Annotated in this window: 4 protein-coding genes and 1 tRNA gene; all 5 read left to right on the forward strand. The window is 61.7% G+C overall.

Translation table 11 applies throughout. From position 1 onward, the window contains the following. Nucleotides 1-34 precede the first annotated feature (34 nt). The 5 genes from ASE85_RS03755 (at nt 35) to ASE85_RS03775 (ending at nt 13,442) form a co-directional block, all read left to right on the forward strand. Nucleotides 35-1,312, forward strand: coding sequence for an aminotransferase class V-fold PLP-dependent enzyme (locus ASE85_RS03755; RefSeq protein WP_443018474.1), 1,278 nt, complete (start codon nt 35-37; stop codon nt 1,310-1,312). A 322-nt stretch (nt 1,313-1,634) separates the two neighbouring features. Then, nucleotides 1,635-5,801 (forward strand): DNA-directed RNA polymerase subunit beta, encoded by a 4,167-nt coding sequence (gene rpoB / locus ASE85_RS03760; protein WP_056683605.1) that lies wholly within the window; start codon nt 1,635-1,637, stop codon nt 5,799-5,801. Nucleotides 5,802-5,957: 156 nt separating this feature from the next. Continuing rightward, nucleotides 5,958-10,244: a DNA-directed RNA polymerase subunit beta' gene (gene rpoC, locus ASE85_RS03765; protein ID WP_056683607.1), complete on the forward strand. Its 4,287-nt coding sequence runs from the start codon at nt 5,958-5,960 to the stop codon at nt 10,242-10,244. Between the two features lie 245 nt (nt 10,245-10,489). Further along, a tRNA-Gln gene (locus ASE85_RS03770) sits at nt 10,490-10,563 on the forward strand. Nucleotides 10,564-10,643: 80 nt separating this feature from the next. Continuing rightward, nucleotides 10,644-13,442: a beta strand repeat-containing protein gene (locus tag ASE85_RS03775; protein WP_056683610.1), complete on the forward strand. Its 2,799-nt coding sequence runs from the start codon at nt 10,644-10,646 to the stop codon at nt 13,440-13,442. Nucleotides 13,443-13,448: the final 6 nt, after the last annotated feature.

Here is a 13,448-nt window from a genome sequence, read left to right on the forward strand (position 1 = left end):
GGGGAGCGGCGGCGCGCTGTGTGGCACGCTGGCGATGAGCAGGCGAAGCGACGCCACCCCCCCAGTCGATGCCGCCCTGTCCTGGCCGCAGGAGCCGCCTTTCCATTTCAGCCACGACATGGGCGAATTCGACGCGGCACAGGCGGCGCTGATGCCGCTATACCGGGTAAACCGGGATTTCGCGACTTTCGACGCGGCTTATTATGGCGTGATGACGCAGCCGGTGCAGGCGGCCTATGAGGCGCGGTCGCACTGGGTAAACCAGAACCATGCCCTGTTCCTGCGCAACGCAGCGCCCGGCCATCCGCGCGATGTCGAACTGGACATGTCCCGCGCGGCTGTCGCGAACCTTCTGGGCGCATCGACCCAAGAGATCGCGCTGGCGGGCGGCGGGACCGAAGCGCTCTATGCGCTGATCGCCAATTATGCGCTGCTTCAGCCCGGCGACGCAGTGATCTACGCCGATGTCGATTATGACGAGATGCAGTTCGCCTGCGACTATCTGGAAAAGAGCCGGGGCGCACGGATCGTCCGCTTCTCGCTGCCGGAGCCGCATACGGAAGCCAATATCCTGGCCGCCTATGACAAGATATTGAAGGAAACGCCGCGCGCGAAGTTGCTGTTGCTGACGCATCTGTCTAACCGCAACGGGCTGGTGCCGCCGGTCAGGGCGATCGTGGACATGGCGCGGGCGCGCGGGGTGGACACCATCCTCGACAGTGCGCAGGCGGTGGGCCACCTGCCCTTTACCGTCGAGGACAGCGGCGCCGACTTCATCGGCTTTTCGCTGCACAAATGGCTGGCGGCGCCACTCGGAACCGGCGGCATCTATATTCGCAAGAACCGGTTGCAGGATATCAGCCCCTGGCTCGGCAATCGCATCCACGGGCCGGAGGATATCCGCGCGCGCATCCCCACCGGCACGGTCGATTTCGCGGCACGGCTGACGGTACCGCGCGCGATAGAGGTCCATGAGGCGATCGGCGGCGCGGCCAAATATCAGCATCTGTTGCGACTGCGCAATTACTGGATCGACCGGGTGCGTGACATCAGGGGGCTGGAGATGCTTCTGCCTGACGAGCCGGATCGTCATGGCGCCGTCGCGGGCTTTCGCCTGCCCGGCATGAAGGGACCGGACGATGCGAAGAAGGCGGCAGCGCTGTTTCTGGGCAAATATAAGCTGCTGATCGTGGCGAAGGCCGGTCTGGCGTCCGGCCCGGTGCTGCGCGTAACGCCCGCTCTGTTCAACAGCAGCGCCGAACTGGACCGGCTCGTGTCCGCGATCCAGACGGAGCGGGGGCTGTTTAGCTGACCCCCTTCACAAACAGGGCCATAGCGCCTATATCGGCGGCAATCCGGTCGTCCCAAGGCGCTATGCGCCTGAAGGTCGGCCGTCCCCCGGATCGCTCGGGGTCCAGCATCGAATTGCGCGCGAAGCTGGCGGAATTGGGCGACTTTGGAAGGGTCATCAAGTGCTGACAGTGCGGATCGGACAGTCCCGGCCCGCACTTTTTTGCGTGGAATAGAGGGTGCGAATCACGCCCTATCCCATAGCGCTTCGACTGAATTTCCGTCGGGATGCGGAAAAATACGACGAACTGACGACGTTTAGACAGGTAACAGGCAGGAACCGCATGGCGACCAAAGCTCTCCCCCCTATCAGCAACACCGGCGCCAAGAAGCGCATCCGCAAGGTGTTCGGCGACATCCACGAAGTGGTGCAGATGCCGAACCTGATCGAGGTTCAGAGGGAGAGTTACGAACAGTTCCTGCGTTCCGACCCGTCGATCGGCTATGTGTCGGGCCTGGAAAAGACGCTGCGCAGCGTGTTCCCGATCCGCGATTTCGCTGGCACCGCCGAAATGGATTTCGTCCATTATGAGCTGGAAGACCCGAAGTACGACGTCGAGGAATGCCGTCAGCGCGGCATCACCTATGCCGCGCCGATGCGCGTCACCCTGCGCCTGATCGTGTTCGAAGTCGATCAGGACACCGAAACCCGTTCGGTCCTGGATATCAAGGAGCAGGACGTCTACATGGGCGACATGCCCCTGATGACGGGCAACGGCACCTTCATCGTCAATGGCACCGAGCGCGTCATCGTCAGCCAGATGCACCGGTCGCCGGGCGTCCTGTTCGACCATGACCGTGGCAAGACCCATTCGTCGGGCAAATATCTGTTCGCCGCACGCGTCATCCCCTATCGCGGTTCGTGGCTGGACTTCGAATTCGACGCCAAGGACATCGTCAACGTCCGTATCGACCGCAAGCGCAAGCTGCCGGTCACGGCGCTGCTATTCGCGCTGGGCCTGACGCCGGAAGAAATTCTGGGTGAGTTCTACAACAAGGTTACCTATGTCCGGGGTGAAGGCGGCTGGGTCATCCCCTATCTCGCCGAAGCATGGCGCGGTCTGAAGCCGGCGTTCGATATCGTCGACGCCGCATCGGGCGAAGTCGTGTTCGCCGCCGGTCACAAGATCAGCCCCCGCGCCGCCAACAAGGCGGAAAAGGACGGTCTGGCGACGCTGCTGATTCCGACCGAGGAAGTCTATGGCCGCTACAGCGCCTTTGACCTCATCAATGAGACGACGGGCGAAATCTACATCGAGGCTGGCGACGAAGTCAGCCCTGAAAACCTGGAAAAGCTGGACAAGGCGGGCATCGACCGCCTTGAACTGCTCGACATCGACCATGTCGGCACCGGCGCGTGGATTCGCAACACGTTGAAGGCCGACAAGGCCGAAGACCGCGACCAGGCGCTCAGCGACATCTATCGCGTCATGCGCCCCGGCGAACCGCCGACGAAGGAAACCGCCGAAGCGCTGTTCGCCGGCCTTTTCTTCGATCCCGAACGCTACGACCTGTCGGCGGTCGGCCGCGTGAAGCTGAACATGCGTCTCGACCTCGACGCCGAAGACACGGTTACCACCCTGCGCGTCGAGGACATCCTCGCCGTGGTCAAGGAACTGGTGAACCTGAAGGACGGCAAGGGCGAAATCGACGATATCGACAACCTCGGCAACCGCCGCGTCCGCTCGGTCGGCGAGCTTCTGGAAAACCAGTATCGCGTCGGCCTGCTGCGCATGGAGCGCGCCGTCAAGGAGCGCATGTCGTCGGTCGATGTGTCGACGGTGATGCCCAACGACCTGATCAACGCCAAGCCCGCCGTGGCCGCCGTGCGTGAATTCTTCGGTTCCTCGCAGCTGTCGCAGTTCATGGATCAGACCAACCCGCTGTCGGAAGTCACCCACAAGCGCCGCGTGTCGGCGCTTGGTCCGGGCGGACTTACCCGTGAGCGTGCAGGCTTTGAAGTCCGCGACGTTCACCCGACCCATTATGGTCGTATCTGCCCGATCGAAACGCCGGAAGGCCCGAACATCGGTCTGATCAACTCGCTGGCCACGTTCAGCCGCGTCAACAAGTATGGCTTCATCGAAACGCCGTACCGCAAGGTCGTGGACAACAAGGTGACGGACGACGTCGTCTATCTGTCGGCGATGGAGGAGGCCAAGCACACGATCGCGCAGGCCAACGCCGAAGTCGATGCCGACGGCCATTTCGTAGAGGATCTGATCTCCAGCCGCGAAGCCGGCGAATTCCTGATGGCGCCGCGCGACCACATCACCCTGATGGACGTCAGCCCCAAGCAGCTGGTGTCGGTCGCCGCATCGCTCATTCCGTTCCTGGAAAACGATGACGCCAACCGCGCGCTGATGGGATCGAACATGCAGCGTCAGGCCGTGCCTCTGGTACGGGCCGAAGCGCCGTTCGTGGGCACCGGCATGGAAGGCACGGTCGCCCGTGACTCCGGCGCGGCCGTCGCGTCCAAGCGTGCGGGCATCGTCGACCAGGTCGATGCGACCCGTATCGTCATCCGCGCGACCGGCGACATTGAAGCTGGTCAGTCTGGCGTCGATATTTACACGCTCCAGAAGTTCCAGCGGTCGAACCAGGACACCTGCATCAACCAGCGTCCGCTGGTCCAGGTCGGTGATCTGGTCGAGGCCGGCGACGTCATCGCCGATGGTCCCTCGACCGAGTTCGGCGAACTGGCGCTGGGTCGCAACACGCTCGTCGCGTTCATGCCCTGGAATGGCTACAACTACGAAGACTCCATCCTGATCTCCGAACGGATCGTGAAGGACGACGTCTTCACCTCGATCCACATCGAGGAGTTCGAGGTCATGGCCCGCGACACCAAGCTGGGGCCGGAGGACATCACCCGCGACATTCCCAATGTCGGTGAAGAAGCGCTGCGCAACCTCGACGAGGCGGGCATCGTGTATATCGGCGCGGAAGTGGAGCCGGGCGACATCCTGGTCGGCAAGATCACCCCCAAGGGTGAATCGCCGATGACGCCGGAAGAAAAGCTGCTCCGCGCGATCTTCGGTGAGAAGGCGTCCGACGTGCGCGACACGTCGCTGCGTCTGCCACCCGGCGTGGCTGGCACGGTCGTTGAAGTGCGCGTGTTCAACCGTCACGGCATCGACAAGGACGAACGCGCCATGGCGATCGAGCGGGAGGAAATCGACCGTCTCGCAAAGGATCGTGAAGACGAACGCGCCATCCTCAACCGCGCGACCTTCAACCGCCTTCAGGAAATGCTGCTGGGCCAGACCGCTTCAGCCGCACCCAAGGGCGTCAAGAAGGGCGTCGTCATCGACGAGGCCCTGCTGGACGAAGTCGAGCGTCATGAATGGTGGAAGTTCGCGGTCGAGGACGACAGCCGTCAGGCCCAGATCGAAGCGATCAAGGGTCAGTATGACGAGGCCGTGAAGTCGATCGTCGACAAGTTCGAGGATCGCGTCGACAAGCTCCAGCGTGGTGACGAACTGCCGCCGGGCGTGCTCAAGATGGTCAAGGTGTTCGTCGCGGTGAAGCGCAAGCTGCAACCGGGCGACAAGATGGCCGGCCGTCACGGCAACAAGGGCGTCATTTCGCGCATCCTGCCGATCGAGGACATGCCGTTCCTGGAAGACGGCACGCATGTCGACATCGTGCTGAACCCGCTGGGCGTGCCGTCGCGCATGAACGTCGGGCAGATCTTCGAAACGCATCTGGGTTGGGCTGCCCGCGGCCTTGGCCAGCAGCTCAAGCATGCGCTGGAAGACTGGCGTGAGGCCAATCCGAACCCGCAGCCGGGCGACATGCCCGATGCGGTCAAGGAACGGCTGCTGACCTCCTATGGTCCGCGTTATGCCGAGCAGATCGAAGCCCGCAGCCCCGAGCAGATCATCGATCTGGCCGAGCATCTCCAGCGGGGCATCCCGATGGCGACGCCGGTGTTCGACGGCGCGCGCGAAGCGGACGTGTCGGACATGCTGGAACGCGCAGGTCTACATACGTCGGGTCAGTCGGACCTGTTCGACGGCCGCACCGGCGATCGGTTCGACCGTAAGGTGACTGTCGGCATCATCTACATGTTGAAGCTGCATCACCTTGTCGACGACAAGATCCATGCCCGTTCCATCGGGCCGTACTCGCTCGTCACGCAGCAGCCGCTGGGTGGTAAGGCGCAGTTCGGTGGCCAGCGCTTCGGTGAAATGGAGGTCTGGGCATTGCAGGCTTACGGCGCCGCCTACACCTTGCAGGAAATGCTGACGGTGAAGTCGGACGACGTGGTCGGCCGCACCAAGGTCTATGAGGCGATCGTCAAGGGCGACGACACGTTCGAGGCGGGCATTCCGGAGTCCTTCAACGTGCTCGTCAAGGAAATGCGCTCGCTGGGCCTCAACGTCGAACTCGCGTCGATGGACCCCGTGGCCGAGGACGACGACGGCATCGCGCAGGCAGCAGAGTAAGGGGAAAAGATGAAGCGCATGCGCCTCAATGATCCGATCACACAGCCGCGTTGGGTTTGGCTGTCAATGTGTCTGACCATGATGGTGTTTGCGCTCATCTGCCTCGACAAAGCCGTTCGCTAGACGACCAGATTTACCCTCCAGAGGGATTGAAAAATGAACGAACTGACCAACTTCGCAAACCCGGTCCAGAAGGCCGAAACCTTCGACCAGATCCAAATCGGCCTTGCCTCGCCCGAGCGCATCCGCTCCTGGTCCTTCGGCGAGATCAAGAAGCCGGAAACCATCAACTATCGTACGTTCAAGCCCGAACGTGACGGCCTGTTCTGCGCGCGCATCTTCGGTCCGATCAAGGATTATGAATGCCTGTGCGGCAAATATAAGCGCATGAAGTATAAGGGCATCGTCTGCGAAAAATGCGGTGTCGAAGTCACGGTGAGCAAGGTGCGCCGTGAGCGCATGGGTCATATCGAGCTGGCCGCGCCGGTCGCGCATATCTGGTTCCTCAAGTCGCTGCCTTCGCGCATCGGCCTGCTGCTCGACATGCAGTTGAAGCAGCTTGAGCGCGTCCTCTACTTCGAAAGCTATATCGTCATCGAGCCGGGCCTGACCTCGCTCGAGAAGTATCAGCTTCTCAACGAAGACGAATTGCTCGACGCGCAGGATGAATATGGCGAGGACGCCTTCTCCGCCGGCATCGGCGCAGAAGCCGTCAAGCAGATGCTGATGGACCTCGACCTTGAGGGCGAGAAGCAGGCGCTGCTGGACGAACTGGCCGTCACCAAGTCGGAACTGAAGCCCAAGAAGATCATCAAGCGGCTCAAGGTCGTCGAATCGTTCATCGATTCGGGCAACCGCCCCGAATGGATGATCCTGGACGTCGTGCCGGTGATCCCGCCAGAACTGCGCCCGCTCGTGCCGCTGGACGGCGGCCGTTTCGCGACGTCGGATCTGAACGATCTGTACCGCCGCGTCATCAACCGCAACAACCGCCTGAAGCGCCTGATGGAACTGCGCGCGCCGGACATCATCGTCCGCAACGAAAAGCGCATGTTGCAGGAAGCCGTCGACGCCCTGTTCGACAATGGCCGTCGTGGCCGCGTCATCACCGGCGCGAACAAGCGTCCGCTCAAGTCGCTGTCCGACATGCTCAAGGGCAAGCAGGGCCGCTTCCGCCAGAACCTGCTCGGCAAGCGCGTCGACTATTCGGGTCGTTCGGTCATCGTGACCGGCCCGGAACTCAAGCTGCACCAGTGCGGCCTGCCCAAGAAGATGGCGCTCGAACTGTTCAAGCCGTTCATCTACGCCCGTCTTGACGCCAAGGGTCTCTCCATGACCCTGAAGCAGGCCAAGAAGTGGGTCGAAAAGGAACGCAAGGAAGTCTGGGACATCCTGGACGAAGTGATCCGCGAACATCCGGTCATGCTCAACCGCGCGCCGACGCTTCACCGTCTGGGCATCCAGGCGTTCGAACCCGTCCTGATCGAAGGCAAGGCGATCCAGCTTCACCCGCTCGTCTGCTCGGCTTTCAACGCCGACTTCGACGGTGACCAGATGGCCGTCCACGTACCGCTCTCGCTGGAAGCCCAGCTTGAAGCGCGCGTGCTGATGATGTCGACCAACAACATCCTGTCGCCCGCCAATGGCAAGCCGATCATCGTTCCCTCGCAGGACATGGTCCTGGGCATCTATTACCTGTCGATGGAGCGCGTGGGCGAACCGGGCGAAGGCATGCTGCTGTCGGACATGCAGGAGGTCCATCAGGCTCTCTTCGCCAAGGCCGTCACGCTGCATTCCAAGATCATCAGCCGGATTCCGCAGACGGACGAAAATGGCGTCCAGTATATGAAGCGGTTCGAGACCACGCCGGGTCGCATGCTGCTGGGCGAATGCCTGCCCAAGTCGCATCGCGTCCCCTTCGATACCGTCAACCGCCTTCTGACCAAGAAGGACGTCGGCGACGTGATCGACGAGGTCTATCGTCACACCGGTCAGAAGGACACGGTGCTGTTCGCCGACGCCATCATGGCGCTGGGCTTCCGCCACGCATTCCAGGCCGGCATCTCGTTCGGCAAGGACGACATGGTGATCCCGGATTCGAAGGAAGGCTCCGTCGCCGAAACCAAGGCGCTGGTGGCTGATTACGAGCAGCAATATCAGGACGGTCTGATCACGCAGCAGGAAAAGTACAACAAGGTCATCGACGCCTGGAGCCGTTGCGGCGATGTGGTGGCGAATGCCATGATGGACGAAATCCGCGCCATGCCGATCGACCCGGACACCGGCCGCCAGAAGCAGATCAACTCGATCTACATGATGGCCCACTCCGGTGCCCGTGGTTCGCAGGCCCAGATGAAGCAGCTCGCCGGTATGCGCGGCCTGATGGCCAAGCCTTCGGGCGAGATCATCGAAACGCCGATCATCTCGAACTTCAAGGAAGGCCTGACCGTCCTTGAATATTTCAACTCCACCCACGGCGCTCGCAAGGGTCTGGCCGACACCGCGCTCAAGACGGCGAACTCGGGTTACCTGACCCGCCGTCTGGTCGACGTGTCGCAGGACTGCACCATCGTCGAGGAAGATTGCGGCACCGAAAAGGCGCTGGAGATGAAGGCCATCGTTCAGGGTGGTTCGGTCATCGCCTCGCTTGGCGAGCGTATCCTGGGCCGTACCACGGCGCAGGACATCGTCGACACCAAGGATGGCAGCATCGTCATTCCGATCGGCACCCTGCTGGACGAACCGATGATCGCGAGGATCGAGGCGATCGGCACGCAGGCTGTCAAGATCCGCAGTCCGCTGATCTGCGAAAGCCGTATGGGCGTGTGCGGCAAATGCTATGGCCGTGACCTGGCGCGCGGTACGCCGGTGAACATCGGTGAAGCCGTCGGTGTCATCGCGGCTCAGTCGATCGGTGAACCGGGCACGCAGCTTACCATGCGTACCTTCCACATCGGCGGCGCGGCGAACTTCAACGAAACGTCGAACCTGGAAGCCTTGGCCGACGGGACGATCGAACTGCGTGATATGCCGACCATCACCGACAAGAACGGTCGTCGTCTGTCGCTCGCCCGCAACGGCGAGATCGCGATTATCGACAGCGAAGGCCGCGAACGCGAAACGCACCGCCTGCCTTACGGCGCCACCATCCTGTTTGCGGATGGCGCGGCCGTGAAGAAGGGCGAGCGCTTCGCCGAGTGGGATCCATTCACCATGCCGGTGATCACGGAAAAGCCGGGTATCGTTAAGTATGTCGACCTGATCGACAACAAGACGCTGACCGAGCAGACCGACGAAGCCACCGGCATCGCCCAGCGCGTGGTGATCGAACATCGTGGTGCGGCCCGTACGAAGGAAGATCTTCGTCCGCGCCTGACCCTGATGGACGACAGCTCCGGCGAAGCGGCACGCTACATGCTGGCGGTGGGGGCGACCCTGTCGGTGGATGATGGTGCGCAGGTTCAGGCCGGTGACGTGCTGGCGCGTGTCAGCCGGGAAGCGGCCAAGACCCGCGACATCACCGGTGGTCTTCCGCGCGTCGCCGAGCTGTTCGAAGCCCGCAAGCCCAAGGACAATGCGATCATTGCCAAGGTGTCGGGCCGCGTCCAGTTCCTCAAGGATTACAAGGCGAAGCGCAAGATCGCCATCAATCCCGAAGATGGCGGTGAGCCGGTCGAATATCTGATCCCCAAGAGCAAGGTGATCGACGTTCAGGAAGGCGACTTCGTGAAGCGCGGCGATAACCTGATCGGCGGTTCGCCCGATCCGCATGATATTCTGGAAGTGCTGGGTATCGAGCCTCTGGCCGAATATCTGGTCGCGGAAATCCAGGAAGTCTATCGCCTGCAGGGCGTGAAGATCAACGACAAGCACATCGAGACGATCGTTCGTCAGATGTTGCAGAAGGTCGAGATCATCGAGTCCGGCGACACCACGCTGCTGGTGGGCGAGCAGATCGACCGTGAGGAGATGGACGAGATCAACGCCAAGCTGGCGCCGGGCTTCCTGCCCGCCGCGGGCAAGCCGGTGCTGCTCGGCATCACCAAGGCGTCGCTCCAGACCCGCTCGTTCATCTCGGCAGCATCCTTCCAGGAAACCACCCGCGTCCTCACGGAAGCGGCGGTCCAGGGCAAGAAGGACACGCTGGTTGGTTTGAAGGAAAATGTCATCGTCGGCCGCCTGATCCCGGCGGGTACCGGTGCCGGCATGAACCGCCTGCGCGTTGCCGCCTCGTCGCGTGACGCGGCGCTGCGGGCCGCGCTGCGCGCTTCGAGCCAGGTGGACCTGATCGCGCCCAAGTCGGCGGCTGCCGAACGTAAGGCAGAACTGGCGCAGGGTCCGGAAGCGGCGATCGGCAACGATCCGCTGGCCGCCGTCGAAGGGGAAACCCACGGCAGCGATGCGGATGCGGGCGATTACCTGCTGAAGAGCGACGGCGAATAAGCCCTTTGAAAGCGCGGGAGCTGCACCCCATATAGGGTGCGGCTCCCATGCCCTTCCCTTCCGCAAGGACGGGACGATATGCCCGCCGGACGCAACCGCGTTCCGGCGGGCTTTCTTTTGTACCGCCGCAACAGGACGCGACCGCGCGTCGGAAAAGTCGCGCAACTATATCAGAAAAGCGCTTGACCGACTCTCCAACCCCGCCTATCTGCGGCCTCCCAAGCGGGTCGCCCGCTCAGGATTGATGCCCGATCCTCTAATGGTAAGAGAGCGGACTCTGACTCCGTCAATCAAGGTTCGAGTCCTTGTCGGGCATCCAAATCATAATCCAGATCGGTCGCTGAACTCTTGCCCTTTGACTTTTGCCGTGCATGATCTCGGCAAATCGGGAGATGAGACATGGCGACGTTCACCGGGCAGCCCAACACGAACGATAATTTCGTCGGCACCGACGACGATGACATCTTCATATTCAACGTCAGCGATTTAAATGCACGCGACATCGTGTCCGGTGGAGGCGGGTTTAATGCGTTGCGCCTGAGCGGATCAGGCACTTTGTCAGCAGCACAATTGTCCCGCGTCAGCGGCATCGACAAGATCGTGATGGAAACCCCCGGACTTGTTCTCACCATCCCCCAGACGATGATTTCGACGATCTGGAAACCCGGCTATGGCCTGCAAATTACCGGATCATCGGGGAACGATTATGTGGATGGCCGTGCGCTCTTTACCGGCCGCTATCTAGACGTCACGGCCGGCAACGGTCTGGATGTGTTCCTGGGCGGCGGAAGTGCAGATGCCTTCCGCTTCCGCGCGGAAGACTTGGACGGGGACACCGTCAATGGCGGAAGTCACGTCTCCGGGGATGACATATTATATATCACCACTCCCGGCACGGTGAGCGCCAGCGCATTTGCCAATGTCAGCAATATCAGCAAGATCGTCCTTGCCGAGGGTACGAATTCCCTGACGCTGGGTAACTACGCCGCATCTGGCCTAAACATTGTGGGTGCCAACGGTAACGATCATATCGACGCATCCCAGGCCGATGTCACGTCTCTGTCCATTACAGCCGGCGGCGGGGTAGATAGTCTGATCGGTGTCAACGGCATCAACATATTTACCCTGGTTGACCTGAATGGCGACACGGTGGTTGGCGGCAGTGGCAACCGCGATGAGATCATCCTTCGCACACAAGGCGTCACCACAGCTGCCGACATGGCCTATGTTCGTGGAATCGAGAAGTTCACGCTCGCTAACGGCACCAACTTGTTCATCCTTGCGGATACGCTAGCTGTCGGACTGGGCGGCAAAAGCATAACAGTTGTCGGTGGTACGAGAAATGACACCATAGACGGGTCGGCAATGAGTGATGCGGTGAACCTGACCATCGACGCCGGCACCGGAAACGACGTCATCAAGGGCGGAGCAGGTGACGATATCATCACCGTTACCTCCGACGGCCGGGACAGCATCGACGGTGGGGCTGGCGTGGACAGGCTAAAGCTTGATGGCACACAATCCGCTCCGCCGCTGGACGTCCTGACCAATGTCAGCGCTGTCGAGAACATCACCATATATGGTGGAAAACTGATAAATTTGTATAATACCATGTGGAACGGCATATCGGCTGCCCGTATTACCATCAGTAGCAGTGGCATCGTCGACGGATCATCGCTGACGGCGGATCATGCTGTCGAATTCATGGTTTATGCCGATTCAATTGTAAGGGGCGGCGCCGGCGCTGATATTTTCCGGATCGGATCGGGATATTCGTCAACCGATCCGATTGCCAATATATCCGGCGGCGGCGGGGCGGACACGATTTATGTGGCGACGGTCGGTGCGACGCTGGATATGAGCAATCTCGCCAATGTGCGCGGGGTCGAAACTTTCATTCTCGCGCGCGGCGACAATCACATCACGCTTGACGACGCCATCTTCCGCGATGTTGCCGGGCGCCAGATCACCTTTGCGGGCAATGACGGCAATGATTTTATCGATGCTTCCGCTTTGTCGTCCTACAATTCCATTCAGGTGACGTCGCATATCGGTCTGGACACGCTGATCGGTGGCGCGGGCAACGACATCTTCCATTTCATGGCGGAAAAGCTGGATGGCGATACGGTCATCGGCAATGGCGGCTATGATACGCTGTCGATCGGTACGGCGGGCACCGTCACCGCCGAAGAGATACGTAATGTCAGCGGAGTGGAACGGATCATGCTGGCCGCAGGGCAGAACAGCATCGCCCTGACCGATGCCAATATCGTGGGCCTTGCCAATAGTCGCGTCGAAATATGGGGTCAGGCTGGCAGCGACAATGTGGATGCCTCCGCGCTCAGCCGTGCTTATGGCATCGACACGCGCAGCGGCGGCGGCAATGACAGCCTGACCGGGGGCGCGGGCACCGACATCTTCCGCTTCAACATCGCCGACCTGAACAGCAGCGACAGCGTGTCGGGTGGCGGCTGGGCGGATCAGTTGATCCTGAGCGGCGGCGGTAGCCTGAGCACCAACGCCCTTTCGGGGGTGCGCGGAGTCGAGACCATCATCCTGTGGGGCGGCCCGGCGCAGATCACGCTGGCCGACAGCCTGTTCCGCGACATTGGCGGCCGCCGCATCACGATCCAGGGCAGCAGCAATGCGGACCGAATCGACGGCAGCAGCCTGAGCGCGGGCCATTCCATCCTTGCGGTGGGCGGCAACGATATCGACCAGATCATCGGCGGCGCGGATCATGACCGGATTCAGGGCGGCGTGGGCGCCGACATCTTGACCGGTGGCGGCGGCCGGGATCAGTTCGTCTGGAGCAATGCCGGCGAGGGCGGCGACAGCATCCTGGATTTCGTCATCGGGCAGGACCAACTGCTGTTCAACCCGGCGGCCTTCGGCGTGAATGGCGCCGCGCTGGACGTCCGCTCCACCGACGTAGCGGGCGACCTGAGCAAGACCGACCTGCTGGTCTATGACGGCATATTGGACGATGGCGCGGCCGTGCGATCGCTGCTGGGCGGCAATGACAGCACGGTCGATGCCGGCCTGTTCGTCGTCGCCCGCGATGCCGACAATCACAGCGTGCTGTATTACACAGCCAGCGCGGACGGCAGCGGCGGCGATACTGGGGTCCACATGATCGCCGACCTGGGCGCCATTGCGCCCGCCAGCCTTGGTGTCAGCGATTTCCTGATCGGCTGATCGGCG

The sequence above is a fragment of the Sphingobium sp. Leaf26 genome, from assembly GCF_001421665.1.
Lineage (GTDB): Bacteria > Pseudomonadota > Alphaproteobacteria > Sphingomonadales > Sphingomonadaceae > Sphingobium.